Source organism: Mesorhizobium sp. (assembly GCF_041661565.1).
Lineage (GTDB): Bacteria > Pseudomonadota > Alphaproteobacteria > Rhizobiales > Rhizobiaceae > Mesorhizobium.
Map to the genome: position 1 here is coordinate 1 of NZ_JBAZUD010000080.1, position 24,313 is coordinate 24,313.

The window sequence follows — 24,313 nt, forward strand, 5'->3', positions numbered from 1 at the left end:
AGCTACGGAGCATCGTTGGCACAATAATGGGAAATGGACACTATGCGGCTTTCGAAGCCATCGCACATGACGTTCCTGAGCTGACTCCCATTTGGATGAAGCGAAGCTGATGCGCCCACGCCCCCCCATCTCCCAAATCTCACGCCTCGCTCACCGTGCCAGCGGCACCGCAACCGCCAACCGCATGGTGCCGGAAGAGACGCCGGTGGCGTTCTCCTTTGCCGGCACCACCCATGCAGTGATGATGGCGAGCCCGGCGGATTTCGAGGATTTCGCGCTCGGCTTTTCATTGACCGAAGGCATCATCGCCTCGCCCGAAGAAATCGAGGCCATCGACGTCGAGGACCATGGCGCTGGCATCGATATCCAGATCCGCCTCAAGGACACCGCCAACACGCGCTTCGAGGCGCGCCGCCGCCGGCTGGCCGGGCCGGTCGGCTGCGGTCTGTGCGGCATCGAATCGATCGAGGAAGCGATGCGCTCGGTCGACGCCGTTGGTGCATCAGGACTTACGCTCGATGCCGGTGACGTCGTCCGGTCCGTCAAGCTGCTGTCCAAAGTGCAGCCGTTGCACGCCGAGACCGGAGCCGTGCATGCCGCCGGCTTCTATGTTCCGGGCATGGGCATCGTCATGGCGCGCGAGGATGTCGGCCGCCACAACGCGCTCGACAAGCTGGCCGGCGCCTTGGCCAAGGCCGGTATCGACGGCGCCTCGGGAGCCGTGGTCGTGACGTCACGCGTCTCCGTCGAGATGGTGCAAAAGACGGCGGCCATAGGTTCAGCCTTCATCATCGCCGTGTCGGCGCCGACCGCCCTGGCGATCCGCACCGCAGCAGAATCCGGCATGACGCTGGTCGCCTTGGTGCGCGGCGACGATTTCGATGTTTTCACCCACCCTGGCCGGGTGGTTAGCGGAGTTGCCCAGCATGTCGCATGACGAAGACCACATCATGAGCACCAGGGAGAAGCTGGTGCGCATGGCCAACCAGATCGGCACCTTCTTTCAATCCAAGCCGCGCGAGGAAGGCATCGCCGGAACCGCCGAGCACATCAACAAATTCTGGGAGCCGCGCATGCGTCGGCAGTTCTTCGAGATGCTGGACGCCGGCGGCGAGGGATTTAACGAAATCGTGGTGGCGGCTTCGGCGCAGATCCGCAGGCCCAATGAGCCGGAAGACCCGGCGTTCAGCGCCCAGGTCGAACGCGGCGCGCCCGGAGGCAAGGGCACCGCGGCGGGCGAATCCACCGCCGAGATCGCCGCTTCGCAGAAGTAGGCTGGCAGGACCTCTGCGGTTGCGCCCACGCCTTCGCCACCGCCTCTCGGGCCTCCGATATGGCTGCGGCCATTCGTCGGTCCGACCGCGCCTCACCCATGCGCGACCATCACATGCCGGACCGCGGTGTAATCCTCCAGCGCATACAGCGACATGTCCTTGCCGTAGCCCGACTGTTTCAGCCCGCCATGCGGCATTTCGTTGGTCAGCATGAAATGGGTGTTGATCCAGGTGCAGCCATATTGCAGGCGGGCGGCGGTGGCCATGGCGCGCGAGACGTCCTTCGTCCACACGGATGACGCCAGGCCGTAGTCGCTGTCATTGGCCCAGGAGACCGCCTCGTCGACTTCCGTGAAACGTGTGATCGACACGACCGGCCCGAACACTTCGCGGCGCACGATCTCGTCCTCCTGCAGCGCGCCGGCAATGACCGTCGGCTGGTAATAGAAACCGGAGCCCTCGCCCGGCTTGCCGCCGGTGGTGATCTCGATGTGCTTCAGTTCAGAGGCGCGCTCGACGAAGCTCGAGACACGGTCGCGCTGGCGGCGCGAGATCAGCGGCCCGATCTCGTTTTCCGTATCATCCGGACGATCGTACTTGATGGTCGAGACGGCCGACGAGAGGTCGGCGACGAGCCTGTCATAGATTTTCTTGCCGGCATAGATCCGGCAGGCGGCGGTGCAGTCCTGGCCGGCATTGTAGTAGCCGAAGGCGCGCAGCCCGCTGACCACCGCACCGAGGTCGGCGTCGTCGAAGACGATGACCGGCGCCTTGCCGCCGAGTTCGAGATGGGTGCGCTTGACAGACTTGGCAGCGGCCTGCAGCACCTTCTTGCCGGTGGCGACATCGCCGGTGATCGAGATCATATTGACCTTGGGATGGTTGATCAGCGTGTTGCCGACGCTGTCGCCGCGACCGAGCACGACATTGACGACACCCTCGGGCAGGATTTCGGCAAGTATCTTCGCCAGCTTCAAGGCCGTCAGCGGGGTCTGTTCGGACGGCTTGAAGACGACCGTGTTGCCGCCGGCAATCGCCGGCGCCAGCTTCCAGGCCATCATCATCAGCGGGTAGTTCCAGGGCGCGATCGAAGCGACGATGCCGATGGCATCGCGGCGCACCATCGAGGTGTGGCCGGGAATATATTCGCCTGCAACGACGCCCGGCATGGAACGCACCGCACCGGCGAAGAAGCGGTAGCAGTCGACGATCGCCGGAATCTCGTCATTGAGCACGGCATTGATCGGCTTGCCGCAGTTGAGCGCCTCGAGCGTGGCGAACTCCTTGGCATCGGCCTCGATGCGGTCGGCGATCTTGAGGAGATAGCCCGAGCGCTGAGCCGGCGTGGTACGCGACCACAAGACGAACGCCTTCTCGGCCGCGAGCACCGCCGCCTCGATCTGCGCCTGGCTGGCTTCTGGCAGGTTGAGGATCGTCGCCCCGGTCTTCGGATTGAGGATCGGCTCCTCGGTTTCGGTGCCCTTCTCGAATTTCGAGCCGATCAGCATCTGGATGTCCATGGGCGTCTCTCCCGTACGAACTCTTGAAATCATTTGCCCGAACCGGCGATCTGGTCGCCATCACGGGTCAGGTAGTAGGCGGCGAGGATGGGCAGCAGCGTCACCAGCATGACGACCATGGCCACCACGTTGGTGACCGGGCGCTGGCGCGGCCGGATCAGTTCCTCCAGCATCCAGATCGGCAGTGTCTGCTGCTGGCCGGCGGTGAAGGTGGTGACGATGACCTCGTCGAAGGACAGGGCGAAGGCCAGCATGCCGCCGGCGAGCAGCGCGGTTGCGATGTTGGGCAGCACGACGTGGCGGAACGTCTGGAAGCCATCGGCGCCAAGATCCATCGACGCCTCGATCATCGAACCGGAGGTGCGGCGGAAGCGGGCGACGGCATTGTTGTAGACGACAACCACGCAGAACGTGGCGTGGCCGAGCACGATCGTCCAGAACGAGAACGGGATGTCAGCCAGCGAAAAGGCCGAGCGCAGCGCGATGCCGGTGATGATGCCGGGCAGCGCGATCGGCAGGATGACGAGCAGCGAGATGGTTTCGCGGCCGAAGAATTTTGTCCTGGAAACCGCTGCCGAACAGAGCGTGCCCAGGATCAGTGCGATCGCCGTCGAGATGGCCGCAACCCTGACCGACAGCGACAGCGCCTGCCAGACATCGGGGCGGTTCCAGGTGACGGCGAACCATTGCGTGGTCAGGCCAGGCGGCGGCCACACAAAGCTCTTCTCCTCGGTGGTGAACGCGTAGACAAAGATCAGCAGGATCGGCAGATGCAGGAACAGCAGGCCGCAGGCAGCGGCAATCTTCAGGCCGAGCGGCGCCGATTGTGAACCGTCAGAGCGCATCGAACGCCCCCATGCGCTTGGCGCCCCAGAGGTAGAAGCCCATGATGAGGATGGGCACGACGGTGAAGGCGGCGGCGAGCGGGATGTTGCCGGCGGTGCCTTGCTGCGAATAGACGGCCTGGCCGATGAACAGCCGCGAGGTGCCGATGATCTGCGGGATGATGTAGTCGCCGAGCGTCAGCGAGAAGGTGAAGATCGAGCCGGCGACGATGCCGGGCAGTGCGAGCGGGAACAGCACGTTGCGGAAGGTCTGGCCGGGCGAGGCGCCGAGATCGGAGGAGGCCTCGACCAGATTGCCCGGCACGCGTTCGAGCGCCGCCTGCACCGGCAGGATCATGAAGGGCAGCCAGACATAGAGAAAGACGATGAAGGTGCCGGTGAACGACACCGACAGGGAATTGCCGCCGACCACCGGCAGCGACAGCCAGGCGTCGAGCACCCACAACAGATGCAGCTTGGCCAACAGCCAGGTGAGGATGCCTTCCTTGGCCAGGATCAGCTTCCAGGCATAGATCTTGACCAGGTAGCTCGACCACAGCGGCAGCATGATGCCGAGATAGAACAGCGCCTTCCAGCGGCCCTGCGCATAGCGCGCCGCGTAATAGGCGATCGGGAAGGCGACGATGGCCGAGGCCAGGGTGACCAGGGCCGCCATCGTCACCGTGCGCAGGATGATGTCGAGATTGGCGGCCTGGAACAGGTCGCCATAGGTCTTCAGCGTGAACTGGCGGTTGATGAGGCCGGAGTACTCGTCGATGGAGAAAAAGCTCTGCGCCAGGAGGGCGAAGAGCGAGCCGATATAGACGATGCCTAGCCACAGGACCGGCGGCAGCAGCATGAGGAGCAGCAGGACCCTGGGCTTGCGCCAGAAAAGGTCCGACAGCGCGCCGCGCAGGCCGCCGCTGCCGGGCAGGATGGCGGGCGCTGAGTTGGAGTTGAGCGCGCCGGTGGTCATGGCGCCGCTGCGCTGGCGATTGGATCAAAGGCGGCGAGGTCGAGATCCTTCACGCCCCCCTCTGTCCTGCCGGACATCTCCCCCACGAGGGGGGAGATTGGCAGCTTCTCTGCCCCGCGAGCCTTGCAGGATTGGAGATTGGCGAAGCCAGTGGCGATAGCCAATCTCCCCCCTTGAGGGGGAGATGTCCGGCAGGACAGAGGGGGGCGCTTCGCGCAAACCGTCCTCATGCCGGCTCGTCCATCAGATGCAGGCTCTCGCGATTGAAGGTGAGGATAACCGCCTCCCCCTCCGACGGCAGGGCCGTGCCGGCCGGCACGATGGCATGGAGCCTCAACCCATCGGCGTCGAGGGCGAGCCTCGTGGTGGCGCCGAGATAATTCGTGCCGATCAATCGCGCCGCAACGCCGTCGCCGCTGGCCGCGCTCGAGACACGAATGGATTCGGGGCGAAGGCTGGCCCAGCGATGTTGACCGGAATAGCGCTGGACGAAATCCGGCGGCAGGACGTTGGACGAGCCGACGAAATCGGCGACGAACCGCGTCCTCGGCCTCTGGTAGATGTCCTCCGGGGTGCCGATCTGCATGATCTGGCCGTCGTTGAAGACGGCGACACGGTCGGCCATCGACAGCGCCTCGCCCTGGTCATGGGTGACGAAGACGAAGGTGATGCCGAGCGCCTTCTGCAGCGACTTCAACTCCTCCTGCATGTTCTCGCGCAGCTTGAGGTCGAGCGCGCCGAGCGGCTCATCGAGCAAGAGCACCTTGGGCTGGTTGACCAGCGCACGGGCGAGCGCGACCCGCTGACGCTGGCCACCCGACAGTTGGCCGGGGCGGCGGGCGCCGTAGCCGGGCAGCCGCACCAGCGACAGGGCCTCTTCCGCCGCATTGTGGCGTTCGGCCTTGCCGATGCCCTTGACCATCAGCCCGTAGGCGACATTGTCGAGCACGCTCAGATGCGGGAACAGCGCATAATCCTGGAATACCGTGTTGACGTTGCGGCGGTAGGGCGGAACGCCCTCGGCGCGCTCGCCGAAGATCGTGATCGAGCCGGAGCTCGGCTGCTCAAAGCCGGCTATCAGGCGCAGGCAGGTTGTCTTGCCCGACCCCGAAGGCCCAAGCATGGCGAAGAATTCGCCCGGCGCAATGTCGAGATCGACCGCGTCGACGGCGCGGACGCTGCCGAAATGGCGCGAGACTTTCTGGAAGGAGACGGCTGATGTCATGGGCTGTCCTGCCATATGTCAGGGTCATCAAATCAAACGTGGGCGCCGCCCCTCGCCTGCCTGCCGGCATCCTCTCCCCGTCAAGCACGGGGAGAGGGGCGCTGTTGTCGATGGTTTCGCCAATTGCGAACGTCGCAAAATAGGCGCCGACATCGCGGCTGGATCCCTTCTCCCCGTCCCTATACGGGGAGAAGGTGCCGGCAGGCGGATGAGGGGCAGCGCAAACGCCGACAGAACGAGGGCGATCACCGCCCGCCGATGACGCCGATATAGTCCGACACCCAGCGGTAGTAGGGCACGCACTGGTCGTTCTGGGTGGCGCATTTCGAGACCGGTGTCTTCCAGAACTTGATCTTGTCAAAATTCTCGTAGCCGTTGGTCTTGCAGCCTTCGTCGGTCAAAAGCTCGTTGCCCTTGCAGGCCGCGGGCACGACCGGGAGCGACCCGAACCAGGCCGAGACATCGCCCTGCACTTTCGGCGACAGCGAGTGTTCCAGCCATTTATAGGCGCAGTTCGGGTTGGCCGCGTCAGCTTCCATCATGGTGGTGTCGGCCCAGCCGGTGGCGCCCTCTTCCGGAATTGTCGAAGCGATCGGTTTCTTGGCCGCGACCAGCGTGTTGACCTGGAACGGCCATGAACCGGAAGCAACGACACCTTCGTTCTGGAAATCATCGACCTGGATGGCGGCGTCATGCCAGTAGCGGCCGACCAGGGTGCGCTGGACGCGCAGCAGGTCGAGGGCCGCCTTGTACTGATCCTCATTCAGTTCGTAGGGATCCTTGATGCCGAGTTCGGGCTTGTGGAACATCAGATAGTTGGCGGCGTCAGCGATGTGGATCGGTCCGTCATAGGCCTGGACGCGGCCCTTGTTGGACTTGCCGTCCGACAGCTTCATCTCCTCGAAGACGACGTTCCAGCTCTTCGGCGCGTCCTTGAACACGTCGGTGTTGTACATCAGGACGTTCGGGCCCCACTGATAGGGCACGCCGTAATGGACGCCGCCGACGGTGAACCAGGGTGCATCCTTCAAGCGGTCGTCGACCGTTTTCCAGCTCGGGATGAGATCGGTGTTGATCGGCTGCACGCGCTTGCCGGCAACGAGGCGCAGCGATGCATCGCCGGACGCGGTGACAAGGTCGAAGCCGCCCTCGTTCATCAGCGACACCATCTCGTCGGAGGTGTTGGCGGTCTTGACGTTGACCTTGCAGCCGGTCTCCTTCTCGAAGGACGTGACCCAGTCATAGCCCTTGTCGGTTTCGCCGCGCTCGATGTAGCCCGGCCAGGCAACGATGTTGACCTGGCCTTCGCCCTTGCCGATCTCCTTGACCTGGGCGACGGCCTGGCCGGTGAAGGTCACGGCCACCATCAATGCAGTACATGATCTCAGGATTGAATTCATCGTCGATCTCCCATTTTGGCGCTTGCCCCCCCGAAAGCCGGTGCCGGTCTTCGCTACGAAACACGCGCGGACTGTAAAACTATCGGTTCTTCCACTGGACTTGATACCGCTCTGGCGGCGGCTTTGGTCCCTGCACCAAAATTGCTGCGAAATTCCCGGTTTCGCAAATTCATTTATCAGAACGACGTTATCGGTTTTCCCGATGGATTGACAGCCGGCCGGTCAAGGCCGTTGACGGATCGTGCGCTGCGATTGCGCAAGACCGATGAAATCGCGCGCCGCCTGCGGCAGGCCGGAGCCGCGACGCCAGACCATGCCGACCTGCACCACCGGCAAGGAGCCGGAGACATCGCGCGATTCGATGCGGTCGCCTTCAAGGGACCAGGGCCGGTAGACAAGGTCCGGAAGCAGCGCCACCCCGGCGCCGGTGGCGACGAGGCTTCGGACGGCTTCGACGGAACGGGTGCGGAAGGCAACATGCGGCCTGGCGCCGATCGCCGTCAGAAGCTTGCCGGTGTTCTCCTCGATCTCGTCGACCGTCAGCATGATCAGCGGTTCGCCGGCGATATCGCCGATGCCGATGATATCGGCGCCAACGAGCGGGTGGCCCAGTGGCAGCCACAGCCGATAGGCCGAGACTTCGAGGATCTCCGATTGCAGCGCCGTGCGATCGCGAAGGTTCGAGATCACCATGACGGCAATGTCGAGCTTGCCGCCAATCAGGAGATGTTCGAGGTAGTCGCCATTGTCCTCGATGGCCGAAACCTCGACGCCCGGATAGGCGCGGCGGTAGCGGGCAAGCAGGTCCGAAAGAACATAGCCGGCGACCAGCGAGGTGACGCCGAGCTGCAGCCGGCCGCCGGAAGCCGCCTGCTCGCCGGAGAAAGAGCGGCGGGCGTCGGAGACGTCGGCGAGGATCTTGGTCGCGTGGCGCAGGAACTGGTGACCCTTGTGGGTGATATTCAGGCCGCGCGAATGGCGCTCGAACAGTTCGACGCCGAGATCGTGCTCGAGTTCCTTGATCGCCTCTGTAACCGAGGATTGCGAAATGGAGAGGTTCTGCGCGGCACCCGACACCGTGCCTTGCTCGGCGACGGCGATGAAGAACTGCAACTGGCGGATGGTGAAAGCCATGGCCGGACTAAACACGCTGAACGCGACGCAGGGAAGTGGCGGCAGTCAGGCACCGGCCCAAGTCGGCCGCATCAGGAACCGGCTTCGTCGCCCGCGATGCTGAGCCGCGCGCCGGCTTTCGCCAGGGCAGCGGCAATGTCGCGCGGCGGCGCCCGGTCCGTGGCGAGTTCGGAAAATCCGTCGAAGCCGCAGACCTGAACCAGGCCATGGCGGCCGAACTTGCTGTGATCGGTGATGACGACCGAACGCTGGCCGCGCGACAGCACCATGCGGGCGAATTCCGCTTCCTCCAGATCGTAGTCCATGACGCCGGTGACAGCGTCGATGGCACCCGTCGAGATCACCGCGTGGCTGACCGAGAAGCGGCCGACGAACTCGATGGCCGAGACGCCGAACGCCGCGCCCGAATCGCTGCGCAGCTCGCCGCCGGCCATGTAGACCTTGTTGCCGTTGATGGTGGCCAGCGTGCGCGCGATGTCCGATGAGTTGGTTACCACCGTCAAACGCCTGTGGCCGAGCAATTCGCGGGCCAGGAATGAGGTGGTCGTGCCGGTGTCGAGCATGACCGATTCGCCATCGCGGATGGTGGCGGCGACCATGCGGGCAATGTGGCGCTTGGAACCGGCGTTCTCGCGCATGCGCCGTTCGAACGGCGCTTCGCCGATCATCGAGGGCAGGCCGATGGCGCCATGCATCTTGAGAACGGAGCCGTCTCCCGACAGCGGCTTGACGTCGCGGCGCACCGTCTCGAGCGAAACACCCAGCCGGTCAGCCAGGCTGGCTATGGTCACGGTCCCCTCTTCCTGCAGAAGTCGCAGAATCTCGCCGTGTCGTTTTGAATGAAGCATCTGGACGGTTTCCGTCATTGCGCAGGCGATCGACCGTATCCATGGCAAATCTGCCGCATATTGCAAGAAATCTCGCATGAATCGGTCAGGAAAGCATAAAACGCCACATAACCACGTTGACAACTGTCATGACGTAGCGTGACATGAAACGGAGAGGCTCGAATTGCCACACCAAACGATGGCAGAGCCGTATCCAAACTCGCATGCCAAAGGGTCTGGAATATTCAAGTGCGGGCGGGGGGTTTTTCGAATCCGCGGGGGCGGATGCCGGCCTCGACGAGGCTGGCGCATGGGGCTCGTCGGTGCGGCACGGGATAACGATCCTGGACGCCGCGCCGACGAGGTTTCTTGCCGGATCAGCATCCCTCGAGCCTCACGCTCACCGCGCCGCACCGTTCGTCGTTGCCGTGCCCATCCACTGACCGCCAACCAACAGGGGGCCAATCGATGACCGCCGCCGAGGATCGCATTCGCGCTCTGCCCTGCTGGAATGGCCGCCTTGAAATCGCGCCGCTGCCAGGCGGCCTGAGCAACGCCAATTATCTGGTCGAGGATGCTGCCGGAAAGCATGTCGTGCGCTTCGGCAAGGACTATCCGTTCCACCATGTCTTTCGCGATCGCGAGGTGATGACCGCGCGGGCGGCGCATGCCGCCGGCTTCGCGCCGGCCGTCCGCCATGCCGAGCCCGGCATCATGGTGACGGCATTCCTTGGCGCGAAAACCTATCAGGCCGAAGACGTGCGCGCCAACCCTGGCCGTGTCGCGACCCTGATGCGCGGCTTCCACCGGGAGATGCCCAACCACGTCTCCGGCGCCGGATTCATGTTCTGGGTGTTCCATGTCATTCGCGACTACGCGCGCACGCTTGAGGAAGGCGACAGCCGCAAGCGTGGCGAGCTGCCGCGCTTCCTGGCCCTGGCCGACGAACTGGAGCACGCGCAGAAACTGCTGCCGATCGTCTTTGGCCACAATGACCTGTTGCCGGCCAATATTCTCGATGACGGGCACAGGCTCTGGCTCATCGACTTCGAGTATGCCGGCTTCAACACGGCGATGTTCGATCTCGCCGGCGTGGCTTCTAACGCCGGCATGAGCGATGAGGAATCCTTCGCCTTCCTGACCGCGTATTTCATGAAGGAGCCGGACGAGGCGATCCGCCGCTCGCACGCAGCCATGCAATGCGCCTCGCTGCTGCGCGAGGCGATGTGGAGCATGGTGTCCGAACTCTATCTCGACGCGCCCGGCATCGACTACGTCGCCTATACCGAGGAAAACCTGACGCGACTTGCGGCCGCGCTGGAAAACTACAGAACGAAATACGGGAAACCGAAATCATGACACTGCCCACCCATGCCGCCATTGTCGTTATCGGCGGCGGGATCATCGGCTGTTCGACGGCCTATCACCTGGCGCGCGACCACAAGGCCGACGTCGTGCTGTTGGAACAGGGCAAGCTGACGTCGGGCTCGACCTGGCACGCCGCCGGCCTTGTCGGGCAATTGCGCTCTTCGGCCTCGATCACCCGCGTGCTCAAATATTCCGTGGATCTCTACAAGGGGCTCGAGGCGGAAACCGGGCTGGCGACCGGCTGGAAGATGACCGGATGCCTGCGGCTCGCCACCAATGCCGACCGCTGGACCGAGTACAAGCGACTGGCCACGACAGCGAAAAGCTTCGGCATGGACATGCAATTGCTGTCGCCGGACGAGGTCAAGACGATGTGGCCGCTGATGGAAACCGGCGATCTCGTCGGCGCTTCCTGGCTGCCGACCGACGGACAGGCAAGCCCCTCCGACATCACGCAGTCGCTGGCCAAGGGCGCGCGCATGCATGGCGCGAAACTGTTCGAGGATGTCCGCGTCACCGGCTTCGAGATGACGGATGGCCGCATCACCGTGGTCAAGACCAGCAAGGGCGACATCGCCTGCGACAAGGTGGTGAACTGCGCCGGCCAATGGGCGCGGCAGGTCGGCGCGCTTGCCGGCATCAACGTGCCGCTGCAACCGGTGAAGCACCAGTACATCATCACCGAGAAGATCGAAGGACTGGCGACCGACGCGCCGACGCTGCGCGACCCCGACCGGCGCACCTATTTCAAGGAAGAGGTCGGCGGGCTGGTGATGGGCGGCTACGAGCCCAATCCCCAGGCGTGGACAACCGGCCTCCCGGAGGGCGACGTGCCCAATGACTGGGAATTCCGGCTGTTCGACGACGATTACGACCATTTCGAGCAGCATATGAGCCAGGCGATCGCCCGCGTGCCGGCGTTGGAACGCGTCGGGGTCAAGCAGATGATCAACGGGCCGGAGAGCTTTACGCCGGACGGCAATTTCATTCTCGGCGTGGCGCCCGAATGCGCGAACATGTTCGTCGGAGCCGGCTTCAACGCCTTCGGCATCGCCTCAGGCGGCGGCGCCGGCTGGGTGCTGGCGCAGTGGGTCGTCGACGGCGAGGCGCCGCTCGACCTGTGGGTGGTCGACATCAGGCGTTTTTCCAACCTGCACCGCGATCGGCAGTGGGTGCGCGAACGCACGCTGGAGGCCTATGGCAAGCACTATACGATCGGCTTCCCGCATGAGGAATATACCAGCGGCCGACCGCGCATTGTCTCGCCGCTATACGACAGGTTGAAACAGCAGCGCGCCGTGTTCGGCTCGAAGCTCGGCTGGGAACGGCCGAACTGGTTCGCGCCAAACGGCGTCGAGCCGCAAGACATCTATTCCATGGGGCGGCAGAACTGGTTCACGGCAGTCGGCGACGAGCACCGGCATGTGCGCGAGCACGTCGGCATCTTCGACCAGTCGTCCTTCGCCAAATATGAGCTGAGAGGGCCCGATGCGGCCAAGGCGCTGGACTGGATCTGCGCCAACGACGTCGGCAAGCCGGTCGGCCGGCTGACCTACACACAGCTTCTCAACACGCGTGGCGGCATCGAGGCCGACCTGACCGTGGCGCGGCTGCGCGAGGACACGTTCTATATCGTCACCGGCACCGGTTTCCGGACCCATGATGCCTCATGGATCAGCGATCATATCGGTCAGGGGCTTGATGCCACGCTTACCGATGTCACCGAGGATTTCGGCACGCTGTCGCTGATGGGTCCCCGGGCACGCGATGTGCTGGCCGGCGTGACCGAAGCGGATGTGTCGAATGCCGGCTTCCCGTTCGGACATGCGCGCGAAATTGTCATCGCCGGCCACACAATTCGGGCCTTGCGCGTCACCTATGTCGGCGAGCTGGGCTGGGAACTGCATGTGCCGATCGGCGTAACAGGGGAAGTCTTCGACGCGTTGATGGCCGCCGGCAAGCGGCATGGGATCCGCCCCGTCGGCTACCGGGCGCTGGAATCGCTGCGGCTGGAGAAGGGCTATCGCGCCTGGGGCTCCGACATCACGCCCAACGACACGCCGCAGGAGGCCGGGCTCGGCTGGGCGGTCAAGCTGCGCAAGAATACCGACTTCGTCGGGCGGCGCGCCCTGGAGAAGGTTGGCAGCGCGCCGTTGAAGAAGCGATTTGCCGGCTTCACGGTCGACAATGCGGAAATCGTGCTGCTCGGCCGCGAAACCATCCTGCGTAATGGCCAGTCGGTCGGCTATCTCACCAGCGGCGGCTATGGCTACACGGTGGGCAGGAACATCGGCTACGGCTATGTGCGCAATGCCGATGGGGTCAGCGACGATTTTCTCGCCTCGGGAGATTACGAACTGGTGGTCGCGACGGAGCGGACACCGGCCAGGATCCATCTCGAGCCGCTTTACGATCCGGCCGGCGCGAGGGTCAAAGCGTAGATCATTTCACGCGGAGCACCAGACCACGGCTGGGCACCGTGTCGGTTTCGCCGGGCATGGAGACGTAAGGGCGCGTTTCCTCCACGGTGATGACGCGCCCTTGTTCCTCGAGTTCGGCGATGCGCGCGGCAAAGCCTGCTTCCCAAAGCGTGTTCTTGACCGTCAGCACGATGACGCCACCCGGCCGGCAGATGCGGATCAACTCGTCCAACCCTTCGACGCCGACATGGCCCGAGGTGAACACGCCGGCCGAGATGATCCCGGCATAGGCATGATCGGCAAAGGGCAGACTGCCGCCGAGCGCCAGGCAATGCAGCGCCGAATAGACGCCCTTGCGGGCCGCCTGATCCAGCATGCCTTGCGAGATGTCGAGCGCCTCGACCTGCGGGTAGCCCGCGATATCGAGCCATTCGCCGATGAGACCGGTGCCCGCCCCGGCGTCGAGCAACGGCGCCGCACCACGCGGCAGATGGCGCGCCAGCAAGGCAAGGCAGATGGTCGGATGACGGTAGCCGGCGGTCGACATGTCCGCATCGTAGGTGTCTGACCAGCGGTCATAAAGGGCGGCGACTTCCTCCGGCCTCTTGGCCGCATAGGCAGCGCCAAGCGCGCCCCGATGTTTCTTGTCCGCCACTTTTGTCCCGTCCGCCATTTTGTTGCGGCGATGATAGCCAAACCACGGAAATTGTGGAACCGTCACCACATCAAATATGCGTGGGAGCGCAGGCATGGATACAGACGAAGCTCGGGCAAGACTTGCCACGATCCCGATGCTGGCCGGCTATGGCGAACCGCTGGAACGGCTCGGCGGCCTCACCAACCTCGTCTTCAAGGCCGGAGAATTCTGCCTGCGCATTCCGGGCAAGGGCACCGAGGAATATATCAACCGCGCCAACGAGGCGGTGGCGGCGCGCGAGGCGGCAAAGGCGGGAGTGAGCCCCGAGGTGCTGCATGTCGACCCCGCCAGCGGGGTGATGGTGACGCGCTTCATCGCCGGCGCCAAAACCATGTCGCCGGAGAAATTCAAAGCCCTGTCGGGCAGCCCGGCGCGTGCCGGCGAAGCCTTCCGCAAGCTGCACTTATCCGGCGCGGTATTTCCGTTCCGGTTCGAACTGTTCGCAATGATCGACGACTATCTCAAGGTGCTATCGACCAAGGATGTCGCCCTACCCTCCGGATATCACGACGTGGTGCGCGAGGCCGGCAGTGTTCGGTCGGCGCTCGCCGCGCATCCGGCGCCGCTCGTTGCCTGCCACTGCGACCCGCTATGCGAGAATTTCCTCGACACGGGCGACCGGATGTGGATCGTCGACTGGGAATATTCGGGGATGAACGATCCGCTCTGGGACCTTGGCGACCTCAGTGTGGAAGGGAAATTCGATGCCGCGCAGGACGAAGAGATGATGCGGGCCTATTTCGGTGGCGAGGCAAGGCCGGCGGAGCGCGGCCGAATCGTCATCTACAAGGCGATGTGCGACCTGTTGTGGACGCTGTGGGGGCTGATCCAGCTTGCCAACGGCAACCCGGTCGATGATTTCCGCGCCTATGCGGACGGCCGTTTCGCGCGCTGCAAGGCGCTGATGGAGACGCCGGAGTTTTCACGCCACCTCGCGGCGATACGCAAGGGGCAATGAACGTCCTAACCTAATTCACGCCTTTCGGCACGTTTTCGGGTGGTACCGCGGTGTCGACCACCTTCTGGCGGTGGAAGATGAACAGGCCGGCGAGAACGACGATGCCCGAGCCGATCAGGATACGGGGGCCCGGGACATCTCCGAAGAACACCAGCCCGAACACCACGGCCCATAGAAGCAGCGTGTAGTGAAGCGGTGCCAGCGTCGAGGCCGGCGCCAGCTTGAGCGCCCTGGTGATCATCAGATGCGCGCTGCAGGAAACGATGCCGAGGAGCAGCATGGCACCGAGATCGAGCGCCGAGGGCGTGCGCCAGGCGCCGATGGTCATCACGCCGCCGATGACCAGCGTTCCGATCGTCTGCCATGTCACCAAATTCGTGTCGCTGGTGCCACGCAGCCGGCGGTTGAGGATGATGGCGAAGGCGAAGGCAATGCTGCCTATAAGCGCGAAGCTCGACGACAAGGAGAATGCGGCGGAAGACGGCTTCAGCATGATCAGCACGCCGCAGAAGCCAAGCAGGATCGCGGCCCAGCGGCGCCAACCGACCTTTTCGCCGAGCAGGAAATGCGACAGCGCCGCCACATAGATTGGCCCGGCCATATAGAAACTCATCACATCGGCCAGGGGCAGATAGACGACGGCGGCGTAGAACAGAGCGGTGTCCAGGGTCGTCGCCACGACCCGCAGGATCTGCAGCCCCGGCCGCTCCATCTGGAACAGTCTGCCGGCGCCCTGCCTGGCGATCATCGGTCCGAGCACGATGAAGGCACCGATGGAGCGGATCAGCACGACCTGGCCGACCGAGAAGCTGGCGACCAGCCATTTGCCCATGGCATCGTTCAGCGCGAACATGAAATCGCCGGCCAACATCAGCAGAATGCCGGCCAACAGCACGTTCCTGATCGTGGACGTGTGCGCCAAGGACTGCGTCATGCCGATCCCAATTCCTCCCCGAGTAAGCCCGCGTGGTAAACGGAAGCGGTCGCCTTGACGAGGATAATTCGGCAAATCAGCGAGACCAGAACCGGAAATCGGCTGGACCTAGGTGGCTCTGTGCCGGCGGTTCACCAGAGCAGGCCGGCCGGAGATGGACAGCCTGGTCTCCTGCCTTGTCCGCTCGGCAACCACCTTGCCCCTGGCGATGACGCAGATCCGCTCGGCGCGCAGGCGCAGGGCCTCGATCGGATTGCCGGCATCGAGCACGACGAGGCTGGCGCGCTTGCCGACCGCCACGCCAAGATGATCGAGGCCCATGATCGACGCGTTGACATTGGTGACCATGTCGAAGCAACGCGCCATGTCCGCCGGACTCGACATCTGGGCCACATGCAGGCCCATGAAGGCGACGTCGAGCATGTCCGCCGTGCCCAGCGAATACCAGGGATCGAGCACGCAATCCTGGCCCCAGCCGACGCGGATGCCCAGCGCCTGCATCTCCTTCACACGGGTGAGGCCGCGCCGCTTGGGGAAGGTGTCATGGCGGCCCTGCAGCATGATGTTGATCAGGGGGTTGGGAATGGCCGAGACGCCCGCTTCCGCGATCAGCGGCAACAGCTTTGAGACATAGTAATTGTCCATCGAATGCATCGAGGTGAGATGCGAGCCGACCACCTTGCCCTGCAGGCCAAGGCGCTGCGTCTCAAAGGCGAGTTGCTCGACATGACGCGACAGCGGGTCGTCGGTCTCGTCGCAATGCAGGTCGACCATCAGGCCGCGCTTGGCCGCGATCTCGCAGAGTTCGGTCACCGAGCGCGCGCCGTCGGCCATGGTGCGCTCGAAATGCGGAATGCCGCCGACGACGTCGACGCCCATGTCCAATGCGCGAAGGGTGTTGTCGCGGGCGCTGGGCGAGCGATAGAAGCCGTCTTGCGGAAAGGCCACCAGCTGCAGATCGATATAGGGCGCGATCGTCTTCTTGACGTCGAGAAGGGCTTCGACAGCAAGCAGCCGGTCGTCGCAGACATCGACATGGGTGCGGATGGCGAGCAGGCCCATCGACACCGCCCAGTCGCAATAGGCCAGCGCCCGGTCGCGCACAGCCTCGTGCGTCAGCAGCGGCTTCAGCTCGCCCCACAGCGAAATGCCTTCCAACAGCGTGCCCGAGGCGTTGATGCGCGGAAGGCCGTAGGAGAGGGTCGCGTCCATGTGGAAGTGCGGATCGACGAAGGGCGGCGAGACCAGATTGCCGCGGGCGTCAATCTCGTTGCGCGCTGGGCCAGGCAGGTTCGGCTCGACCGCCGCGATCGTCTCGCCGGTGATGCCGATGTCGGCGGCCCTGCCATCCGGCAGCGTGCCTCCACGAACGATAAGGTCGAAATCCATCTGTCGTCATCCCCTGAAGAATCGCTTTTGTATCGTGGCGCAAAAGGCACCCTGCCGCAGCCATTTCCTCGCGAAGGCCGCAAGCGGTTCCATCTGTCCGCAACTCCCTCTATAAGCCGCCTTCGTCATTCGTGGATCAAGGATCAGCCGTTGTTTCGTTTCTTCCGCTCGACGGAAAACCAGCGCCTCATCGCAAGGCTGGTCAGGGAATCGTTTTACCAGCACAGGTATGGCTACGGAGCCGCGATCTTGTCGATGCTCGTGGTCGCCGCCACCACCGGTGCCAGCGCATGGATTCTCAAGGAGATCACCAACGAATTCGTGGTCTACAAGCGGATTGACCGCATCAACCTGATCGCGGCGGGCGTCGCCGCGATCTTCATCCTCAAGGGCCTCGCCAATTTCATCCAGGCCTATTTCATGAGCCGGGTCGGCAACGCCATCATCGCGGACCGCCAGCGCAAGATCTACGACAGCATCCTGGCTCAAGGCATCGAATTCTATCATTCGACCTCCTCCTCCGACCTGATCACACGCATGACCAACAATGCCCAGGCGGCGCGCAACGTGCTCGACCTCGTCGTCACGTCCTATGTGCGGGATCTGGTCTCGCTGGTTGCCCTGGTGGCGGTCATGGTCTGGCAGCAACCTTATCTGTCGCTGATCTGCTTTGTCATCGGGCCGATCGCCATATATGGCGTCAACCATATCCTGAAGCGCGTCCGCAAGATCGCCGCGATGGAGTTTCGCTCGGTCGGCCAGATCGTGCAGGTCATGCAGGAAACGGCCATTGGCGTGCGCGTCGTCAAATCCTTCAACCTCGAAGGTGCGATGCGCAATCGCATGTACACGGCAGTCTCCGATGTCGAGAACCGCGCCAACAACATCGCGACGCTGGAGGCAGCGACAAGCCCGGTGATGGAGACCCTGGCCGGCCTGGCGATAGCCGGGGCCGTTTTCGTCAGCGGCTTCCTGGTCGTTCAGGGTGGCCAGATGCCGGGCAACATCATGGCCTTCATCGGAGCCCTGCTGCTCGCCTATGAGCCGGCAAAGCGGCTTGCGCGCGTACGCATCTCGCTGGAAAGCGGCATTGTCGGCGTGCGCATGATGTTCGAACTCGCCGACCAGCCGCTGACGCTTGCCGAGAAACCGAATGCAAAGCCGCTCCTCCCCGGACCGGGCGAGATCCGTTTCGATGCCGTCAGCTTCGCCTACCAGAATGGGCCGCCGGTGCTGGACCAGTTCGACCTCACCCTTGCTCCGGGCCAGATGACGGCTCTGGTCGGACCGTCGGGCGGCGGCAAGTCGACCATCCTGAACCTGATCATGCGCATGTACGATCCCAAGAGCGGCCAGGTGCTGTTCGACGGCCAGGACATTTCCCACGCGACACTCGCCTCGGTGCGGCAAAAGATCGCCTATGTGAGCCAGGACACGTTCCTGTTCGCCGGCACGATCATGCACAACATACGGCTCGGCCGCGAGGGCGCCACCGATGAAGAGGTCATCGCGGCGGCCAAGGCGGCCAATGCGCATGATTTCATCATGGCGCAGGCGAACGGCTACGAGACGGATGTCGGTGAAAATGGCGGCCTGCTGTCGGGTGGCCAGCGCCAGCGCATCTCGATCGCCCGCGCCATGCTGCGCGATGCCGAAATCCTGCTGCTGGACGAAGCGACCAGCGCGCTCGACGCCGAATCCGAAGCGTTGTTCCGCGACGCGCTGCAGCAGCTGACGGTCGGACGCACGACCATCGTCATCGCGCACCGGCTGTCCACCGTGCACCAGGCCGATACAATCGCCGTGCTCGAGGCCGGCAAGGTGGTTGAGAGCGGGCCGCACCGCACCCTGCTCAAGCAGGGCGGCCTCTATCAGAAGCTTTATGAGTATCAGTTGATGCCGTAAGGTCGAGCTTCTTCCTCCTCCCCCTGTGGGAGAAGGGGAGGAACCGCTCTACTCTGGCACGTGCCTGACCGCGCCCCTCGCCGCGCTGGTCGCCATCGCGGCGTAGGCGCGCAGGGCGGTCGTGACCTTGCGCTTGCGCTTTTCCTCCGGCTTCCAGGCCAAGGGCCCCCTGGCCTCCATCGCCGCGCGGCGGCTGGCGAGCTCGTCGTCGCTGACAGCCAGGCGGATGCTGCGGTTGGGGATATCGATCTCGATGGTGTCGCCTTCCTGCACGAGGCCGATCAGCCCGCCTTCGGCGGCTTCCGGCGAGGCATGGCCGATCGACAGGCCCGACGTGCCGCCGGAGAAGCGGCCGTCGGTGACCAGCGCGCAGGCCTTGCCCAGGCCTTTCGACTTCAGATAGCTGGTCGGGTAGAGCATTTCCTGCATGCCGGGACCGCCGCGCGGCCCCTCATAGCGAATGACGACGACATCGCCGGCCTTGATCTCGTTGGAGAGGATCGCCTTGACGCTGGCGTCCTGGCTTTCGAACACACGGGCGGGCCCGGTGAACTTCAGGATCGACTCGTCGACGCCGGCCGTCTTCACGATACAGCCGTCCAGCGCCAGATTGCCTTTCAGCACGGCGAGACCGCCATCCTTGGAGAAGGGATGCTGGGCCGAACGGATGACGCCTTTCTCGCGGTCGAGATCGAGCTCGTCCCAGCGCCTGTCCTGGCTGAAGGCGACCTGTGTGGGGACCCCGCCCGGAGCCGCCAGGAAGAAATCACGGACAGCCTGGCTGGACGTCCGCGAGATGTCCCAATGATCGAGCGCCTCGCCGAGCGTCGACGTATGCACGGTTGGCAAATCGCGGTTGATCAGGCCGGCGGTGTCGAGTTGGCCGAGGATCGCCATGATGCCGCCGGCGCGATGGACGTCCTCCATGTGCACGTCGGACTTGGCGGGAGCCACCTTGCACAGAACCGGAACCTTGCGCGACAGCACGTCGATATCGTCCTGGTCGAAATCGATCTCGCCCTCATGCGCCGCCGCCAGGATGTGCAGCACTGTGTTGGTCGAGCCGCCCATGGCGATGTCGAGCGTCATGGCGTTTTCGAACGCGCCCTTCGAGGCGATGGTGCGCGGCAGCGCCGTCTCGTCATCCTGCTCGTAATAGCGCTGCGCGAGATCGACGATCAGATGGCCGGCCTCGACGAAAAGCCGCTTGCGGTCGGCGTGGGTGGCCAGGGTCGAACCGTTGCCGGGCAGCGAGAGTCCCAGAGCCTCGGTCAGGCAATTCATGGAATTGGCGGTGAACATGCCCGAGCAGGAGCCGCAGGTCGGACAGGCCGAGCGCTCGATGACCTTGACGTCCTCGTCCGAAATCCTGTCGTCGGCGGCCGCGACCATGGCGTCGACCAGGTCGAGCGCCTGCGTCTTGCCGGCAAGCACCACCTTGCCGGCTTCCATTGGCCCGCCGGAAACGAAAACGGTCGGGATGTTGAGGCGCAGCGACGCCATCAGCATGCCGGGCGTGATCTTGTCGCAGTTCGAGATGCAGACCATGGCGTCGGCGCAATGCGCGTTGACCATGTATTCGACCGAGTCGGCGATGAGTTCGCGCGACGGCAGCGAATAGAGCATGCCGTCATGGCCCATGGCGATGCCGTCGTCGACGGCGATGGTGTTGAATTCCTTGGCCACGCCGCCGGCCTTCTCGATCTCGCGCGCCACCAACTGGCCAAGGTCCTTCAGATGGACATGCCCCGGCACGAACTGGGTGAAGGAGTTGACCACCGCGATGATCGGCTTGCCGAAGTCACTGTCCTTCATGCCGGTGGCGCGCCACAGCCCGCGGGCGCCGGCCATGTTGCGGCCATGGGTGGTGGTGCGGGAGCGATAGGCAGGCATGACTATTCCTTAGCTGGCTGGCCGCGCTTGACGCGAAGCGTGGCGGCGCTGAATTCGGACCGCACGCCTTATAGACGTGCAAGTATGGTCTGGCCACAATTTTGCAATGCGCCAGGGATCCCATCGGATCGGTGGCTTTAAAAAGCATGCGCCAGGCAAAGGCCGGTGCGCATGTCAGGCGTCATGCTGGAGCCGCCATTGCGGCGGCATCACCCCGCGCTCCTCAAGGAAATGCGCGATGCGCTTGCCGATGACAGGCAATGATTGCTGCTCCTTGAGCAACGCAAAGCCCCGCTGTGCGCGCGCATCCGCCTCGCCAGGCGTGTCATAGATGGCGCGCAGGGCGTTGGCCGCGGCGTCCGCATCCGCCGTCGCCCAGACCTGGCCCCTGGTGTGCACGTATTCGCCGTCTCGAACCGGCTCCATCGCGAAGGCGACTGGATATCCGGTCGCTGCATTGATGAAATCGGTCGTGCCGCCGTAGTCGGTCGCCACGACGGCCTTCCCGGCCGCCAGAGCCTCTGCGGCGCCGAGGCCGAACCCCTCGGACCGGTGCAGCGAAATGAATGCATCGCAATCCTTCATCAGGCCATCCATGCCGACGCGGTCCAGCGTCCGGTCCACAATCTTGATCCGCTCGTCCTGCATGCCCGTATCGCCAAGCCATTTGCGCAGACCTTCGTCGCGCGCGCCGCGGGTCTTCACAACCAGTTCCACGTCGCGCTGCGAAAGCGGGAAGGCGGCGCGGAATGCATTGATGGCGGCGCGCGGGTTCTTGCGCGCGACATAGGAGTCGTAATCGAGGAAGGTGAAGAAGCGAAGTGTGGAGCGTTCCGGGCGTGGCGCCGGAGGCCGAGCAGGAAGCCGCACGGGCTGCGGCACATACCGCACGGTCACGCCGGTGATGTCCGCAATGGCTGCGGCGATGAATCGGGAGGGAGCCCACACCTCGTCGAAATCCCGGATACCGGCGTGCCACTCCCTGGGGACCACTCCAAGTTCCCAGAACGGGAACAGGATGTTCAGCCGACCCGGCGCGATCTCAAGACGATAAAGGTCGATGGACGCCAGATCGGTGACGACCAGTTGCGCCTTGCGGTCAACGACCGGATTGCACTTGCTGGCAAACTCCGCGTCGTTCTCCCGCTCCGGCAAAGCCAGGGCACGCGAAGATACCGGCAGACGGACCGAATCGCAGGCATACACGACATTGCGCGCGGCCTGTCCAAGGCCAATCTCGGAACAAAGATAGCCAGTCACGCACAGGCCATCGTCCAGGTTACGGGGTAGCCGGAGCGGATTGTGCTCCGGCTGCTGCCGCGGCCGGGTGGCGTTGAGCAGGACCGAACTTTTGAGCAGCCAGGACATTGGATTGTCCTGGCCAGGACGAAAGCCCGGAATCATCACGGCGTAGCTTTCGATGTCGACCCCGTTGGCAGGCATCCGCTTCTCTCGCCAGCCAGTGTCCATATAGTCGGCGAATGGATCGACACCGCTGGCGGCGACGTCCGGATAGGCGTTGAGATACCACTGGGCATCGAAAACACCCGCAAACTCGGCGAATGCCCTGAGGTGCTCACGTCGCGGGTTGACGCCGAGCATCCGCCTCAACAATCGCTTCATCTGCAATCGCCAGGGAATGGCGCGTCGAACCCTTCGCAAGACCCGTCGGATCAAACTGTCAGACGTCATGGCCAAGCCACCCTATCGGTTCCAGGGGAACACGGCATCTGGCCTGTCCCACATATCCGCATGCGGATTACAGAAGGGGTCATGGTCCACCGCCTCGCCCCAACGCGCCGCCATCAAATTCATCGCCGCGGCACGCATCCTGCGCACTTCGAGCGTTATCCCGGACCCTCTGGTCGATGATTCCGGATGGAATATCCCTTCCGTCGGCAACGAAATAACCCGGAAGCCGGCTGCCCGGGCCCGCAGGCAATAATCGATGTCATTGGATTCGACAGGCAAGCTGACCTCGTCAAACCCGCCAAGTTGGTCGAAGACGGCTCGCCGCGTTGCGATAATGGCGCCCGTGACGGCCTGGTAGTTGCGGATGGTGCGAAGTGCATGGAGGTATCCATCCGACCGGTCGGCCGCGCCACGCAGAACATGCTGGGCCAATACAGCAAGCTCGCGGTTCGGTCCCGGCTGCAAGACGACGCCTGCGTGTTGAACGGTATGATCCGCGTAAAGCAGGCGCGCGCCAACGACACCGATTTCCGGGCGCATGGCATGGCCCGCCATCCGTTCGACTTCGCGGGAGTCGGTGACTTCAACATCGTTATTGACGAGCATGACCACTTCGGCGGTGGAAGCCGCGACGCCCAAATTCACCATGCGGGAGAAGTTGAAGCGACCGTCGATCCTGAGGATCCGGGCGCGGTGGCGAGTCTCGAGTTCAGCGTACAGTGCCAATGTCGCCGGATCGGTGCTCGCATGGTCGACGATCACCACTTCCAGTTCCGCGATGTCGATGAACTCCAGGAACCGCACGCAACGGCTCAGGAGCTCGGGCTTGTCGCGATTGGGGATGACGATCGCTATCGATCGCGCGGGTGGGTGCCCGACGACTGCCGCGACCGCCAGAGGACGCGGCATGGATGTTGGAAGATGCATGACTGGCTCGGTGAGATGTCCGACGACAGGGTTGCCGTTAGCCAGATGGCACAGCCACTCGTGCAGGGAGGCTGAGCGCTTGGCCGATCGCTGCTCGAGGATAAGCTTCCGAGAGACCATGAAGGCGGTGTCGACATAGTCCATAGCGACGATCAGGTCAGGATCCCAGCCGGGCAGGAAGCAAGGGCTCGGGCTGGGCCCGGTGCCATCGATGCGGTCGTGATCGCAGACAATCAAGTCGGGCGGCGGCCTCTCTTGCAATGGCGAAAGCATGCGATTGAGCAGGTAAAATGCGTCCGGATCGAAGGTCGTACCGGCAGAAGCGAAGACGAGGTGGCTGCCGCGCCAGAGATGGTCGGCCGCAGGATCCGACAACAGCGCGAGCGGATCGAGTGCCTGCTCGACAAAAAGGCCCCTCAGGCTTGCGAAGTCGGACGGCTCCAACAGTGCGGACGCGCCCGCAACCACGATTTCGACGTTGCGATAGGTCTGCGCCTGCAACGACGAGAGCGTGCGGCCCATGGCTTCAGGACCAGGCGCCGTCCCTTCGTACACCACGACCGTGATCAGATGGTTCCACACGCGCTGCCCGCCAGACAAGCGCATCCTTTCGGCCAGCCTGGAGCGACGCCAAGCGTCGTAGCCCGCGAGCGGCGCGTCGTTGCCGATTTCGCTCATGTGGCAGACTGCCGATGATAGTCCAGAATGTCCGACAGGGTTTGCCGCAGCGAGTAACGCGGCTCCCAGTTGAGCACGCGTCGGCATCGCGCCGAATCTCCACAGGAGGTCGTCAAGTCGAGTTTACGCCATCGGCCTGTGTCGGTCTCAACCGTTATCGGTGCGCGGGCAAGGGCGACAAGTTTGTCCAGCAGCGCTCGTATTTTCACAGGTTGGCCGGAACATATATTCAGGATGGTCCCTGGCGGGATGTCCTCCGCCATCATGACCGT

19 protein-coding genes and 1 pseudogene are annotated in these 24,313 nt (G+C 63.9%); 6 read left to right on the top strand and 14 right to left on the bottom strand.

Annotated elements, in window-relative coordinates:
• Nucleotides 1–109: 109 nt before the first annotated feature.
• Nucleotides 110–937, top strand: a complete 828-nt coding sequence (fdhD, locus tag WC739_RS15295) for a formate dehydrogenase accessory sulfurtransferase FdhD (RefSeq protein WP_372953872.1) — start codon at nt 110–112, stop codon at nt 935–937.
• Nucleotides 927–1,274, top strand: coding sequence for a formate dehydrogenase subunit delta (locus WC739_RS15300; RefSeq protein WP_372953873.1), 348 nt, complete (start codon nt 927–929; stop codon nt 1,272–1,274). Before fdhD ends, WC739_RS15300 begins: the two co-directional genes overlap by 11 nt.
• 92 nt (nt 1,275–1,366) lie before the next feature.
• Here the strand turns inward: WC739_RS15300 and WC739_RS15305 are convergent, their stop codons facing one another.
• From WC739_RS15305 to WC739_RS15335, 7 genes are all read right to left on the bottom strand, one after another.
• The gene (locus WC739_RS15305; RefSeq protein WP_372953874.1) at nt 1,367–2,794 is read right to left on the bottom strand and encodes a gamma-aminobutyraldehyde dehydrogenase; all 1,428 of its coding nucleotides are present in this window, start codon (nt 2,792–2,794) and stop codon (nt 1,367–1,369) included.
• Between the two features lie 29 nt (nt 2,795–2,823).
• Nucleotides 2,824–3,639, bottom strand: coding sequence for an ABC transporter permease (locus tag WC739_RS15310; protein WP_372953875.1), 816 nt, complete (start codon nt 3,637–3,639; stop codon nt 2,824–2,826).
• Entirely contained in the window at nt 3,629–4,594 is a 966-nt protein-coding gene (locus tag WC739_RS15315; RefSeq protein WP_372953876.1) for an ABC transporter permease, read from the bottom strand. Before WC739_RS15315 ends, WC739_RS15310 begins: the two co-directional genes overlap by 11 nt.
• A gap of 226 nt (nt 4,595–4,820) precedes the next feature.
• Nucleotides 4,821–5,819, bottom strand: a complete 999-nt coding sequence (locus WC739_RS15320; RefSeq protein ID WP_372953877.1) for an ABC transporter ATP-binding protein — start codon at nt 5,817–5,819, stop codon at nt 4,821–4,823.
• Between the two features lie 245 nt (nt 5,820–6,064).
• Nucleotides 6,065–7,219 (bottom strand): ABC transporter substrate-binding protein, encoded by a 1,155-nt coding sequence (locus WC739_RS15325; RefSeq protein ID WP_372953878.1) that lies wholly within the window; start codon nt 7,217–7,219, stop codon nt 6,065–6,067.
• A gap of 222 nt (nt 7,220–7,441) precedes the next feature.
• On the bottom strand, nt 7,442–8,353 hold the full coding sequence (locus WC739_RS15330; RefSeq protein ID WP_372953879.1) for a LysR substrate-binding domain-containing protein: 912 nt from the start codon (nt 8,351–8,353) through the stop codon (nt 7,442–7,444).
• 71 nt (nt 8,354–8,424) lie between these two features.
• A complete protein-coding gene (locus WC739_RS15335) occupies nt 8,425–9,201 on the bottom strand; it encodes a DeoR/GlpR family DNA-binding transcription regulator (protein ID WP_372953880.1) in 777 nt (258 codons plus the stop codon).
• A 447-nt stretch (nt 9,202–9,648) separates the two neighbouring features.
• Here WC739_RS15335 and WC739_RS15340 point away from each other — a divergent pair, with 447 nt between their 5' ends.
• Together WC739_RS15340 and WC739_RS15345 are read left to right on the top strand one after the other, a co-directional pair.
• Entirely contained in the window at nt 9,649–10,539 is an 891-nt protein-coding gene (locus tag WC739_RS15340; RefSeq protein WP_372953881.1) for a phosphotransferase, read from the top strand.
• The gene (locus tag WC739_RS15345; protein WP_372953882.1) at nt 10,536–12,989 is read left to right on the top strand and encodes an FAD-dependent oxidoreductase; all 2,454 of its coding nucleotides are present in this window, start codon (nt 10,536–10,538) and stop codon (nt 12,987–12,989) included. The genes WC739_RS15340 and WC739_RS15345 overlap by 4 nt, the downstream gene beginning before the upstream one ends.
• A gap of 1 nt (nt 12,990) precedes the next feature.
• Here WC739_RS15345 and WC739_RS15350 read toward each other — a convergent pair whose 3' ends face one another.
• Nucleotides 12,991–13,623: a class I SAM-dependent methyltransferase gene (locus WC739_RS15350; RefSeq protein WP_372953883.1), complete on the bottom strand. Its 633-nt coding sequence runs from the start codon at nt 13,621–13,623 to the stop codon at nt 12,991–12,993.
• A 94-nt stretch (nt 13,624–13,717) separates the two neighbouring features.
• Here WC739_RS15350 and WC739_RS15355 point away from each other — a divergent pair, with 94 nt between their 5' ends.
• Nucleotides 13,718–14,623 carry a phosphotransferase gene (locus WC739_RS15355; RefSeq protein WP_372953884.1) on the top strand — a complete coding sequence of 302 codons (906 nt, stop codon included), beginning with the start codon at nt 13,718–13,720 and terminating at the stop codon, nt 14,621–14,623.
• A gap of 10 nt (nt 14,624–14,633) precedes the next feature.
• Here WC739_RS15355 and WC739_RS15360 read toward each other — a convergent pair whose 3' ends face one another.
• Both WC739_RS15360 and WC739_RS15365 read right to left on the bottom strand, forming a co-directional pair.
• Nucleotides 14,634–15,557, bottom strand: coding sequence for a DMT family transporter (locus WC739_RS15360; RefSeq protein WP_372953885.1), 924 nt, complete (start codon nt 15,555–15,557; stop codon nt 14,634–14,636).
• 108 nt (nt 15,558–15,665) lie between these two features.
• Nucleotides 15,666–16,946 (bottom strand): amidohydrolase family protein, encoded by a 1,281-nt coding sequence (locus WC739_RS15365; RefSeq protein ID WP_372953886.1) that lies wholly within the window; start codon nt 16,944–16,946, stop codon nt 15,666–15,668.
• Nucleotides 16,947–17,096: 150 nt separating this feature from the next.
• Between WC739_RS15365 and WC739_RS15370 the strand changes: the two genes are divergently transcribed.
• Complete coding sequence (locus WC739_RS15370) at nt 17,097–18,851, top strand: ABC transporter ATP-binding protein (RefSeq protein WP_372953887.1); 1,755 nt, start codon at nt 17,097–17,099, stop codon at nt 18,849–18,851.
• A 48-nt stretch (nt 18,852–18,899) separates the two neighbouring features.
• Here the strand turns inward: WC739_RS15370 and ilvD are convergent, their stop codons facing one another.
• From ilvD to WC739_RS15390, 4 genes and pseudogenes are all read right to left on the bottom strand, one after another.
• Nucleotides 18,900–20,744 (bottom strand): dihydroxy-acid dehydratase, encoded by a 1,845-nt coding sequence (ilvD, locus tag WC739_RS15375; protein WP_372953888.1) that lies wholly within the window; start codon nt 20,742–20,744, stop codon nt 18,900–18,902.
• Between the two features lie 174 nt (nt 20,745–20,918).
• A complete protein-coding gene (locus WC739_RS15380; protein ID WP_372953889.1) occupies nt 20,919–22,367 on the bottom strand; it encodes a glycosyltransferase in 1,449 nt (482 codons plus the stop codon).
• Nucleotides 22,368–22,448: 81 nt separating this feature from the next.
• On the bottom strand, nt 22,449–24,041 hold the full coding sequence (locus tag WC739_RS15385; RefSeq protein WP_372953890.1) for a glycosyltransferase: 1,593 nt from the start codon (nt 24,039–24,041) through the stop codon (nt 22,449–22,451).
• Nucleotides 24,038–24,313 (bottom strand): annotated as a pseudogene (locus WC739_RS15390) (oxidoreductase); the annotation flags it as partial. The gene WC739_RS15385 and the pseudogene WC739_RS15390, both read right to left, overlap by 4 nt.

Excerpts from the sequence above, each read along its gene's own strand:
- WC739_RS15335 (WP_372953880.1), bottom strand. The coding sequence starts at position 9,201 with ATGCTTCATTCAAAACGACACGGCGAGATTCTGCGACTTCTGCAGGAA.
- WC739_RS15310 (WP_372953875.1), bottom strand. The coding sequence starts at position 3,639 with ATGCGCTCTGACGGTTCACAATCGGCGCCGCTCGGCCTGAAGATTGCC.
- WC739_RS15315 (WP_372953876.1), bottom strand. The coding sequence starts at position 4,594 with ATGACCACCGGCGCGCTCAACTCCAACTCAGCGCCCGCCATCCTGCCC.
- WC739_RS15360 (WP_372953885.1), bottom strand. The coding sequence starts at position 15,557 with ATGACGCAGTCCTTGGCGCACACGTCCACGATCAGGAACGTGCTGTTG.
- WC739_RS15365 (WP_372953886.1), bottom strand. The coding sequence starts at position 16,946 with ATGGATTTCGACCTTATCGTTCGTGGAGGCACGCTGCCGGATGGCAGG.
- fdhD (WP_372953872.1), top strand. The coding sequence starts at position 110 with ATGCGCCCACGCCCCCCCATCTCCCAAATCTCACGCCTCGCTCACCGT.
- WC739_RS15385 (WP_372953890.1), bottom strand. The coding sequence starts at position 24,041 with ATGAGCGAAATCGGCAACGACGCGCCGCTCGCGGGCTACGACGCTTGG.
- WC739_RS15345 (WP_372953882.1), top strand. The coding sequence starts at position 10,536 with ATGACACTGCCCACCCATGCCGCCATTGTCGTTATCGGCGGCGGGATC.
- ilvD (WP_372953888.1), bottom strand. The coding sequence starts at position 20,744 with ATGCCTGCCTATCGCTCCCGCACCACCACCCATGGCCGCAACATGGCC.
- WC739_RS15325 (WP_372953878.1), bottom strand. The coding sequence starts at position 7,219 with ATGAATTCAATCCTGAGATCATGTACTGCATTGATGGTGGCCGTGACC.
- WC739_RS15305 (WP_372953874.1), bottom strand. The coding sequence starts at position 2,794 with ATGGACATCCAGATGCTGATCGGCTCGAAATTCGAGAAGGGCACCGAA.
- WC739_RS15380 (WP_372953889.1), bottom strand. The coding sequence starts at position 22,367 with ATGAAGCGATTGTTGAGGCGGATGCTCGGCGTCAACCCGCGACGTGAG.
- WC739_RS15340 (WP_372953881.1), top strand. The coding sequence starts at position 9,649 with ATGACCGCCGCCGAGGATCGCATTCGCGCTCTGCCCTGCTGGAATGGC.
- WC739_RS15355 (WP_372953884.1), top strand. The coding sequence starts at position 13,718 with ATGGATACAGACGAAGCTCGGGCAAGACTTGCCACGATCCCGATGCTG.
- WC739_RS15320 (WP_372953877.1), bottom strand. The coding sequence starts at position 5,819 with ATGACATCAGCCGTCTCCTTCCAGAAAGTCTCGCGCCATTTCGGCAGC.
- WC739_RS15300 (WP_372953873.1), top strand. The coding sequence starts at position 927 with ATGTCGCATGACGAAGACCACATCATGAGCACCAGGGAGAAGCTGGTG.
- WC739_RS15330 (WP_372953879.1), bottom strand. The coding sequence starts at position 8,353 with ATGGCTTTCACCATCCGCCAGTTGCAGTTCTTCATCGCCGTCGCCGAG.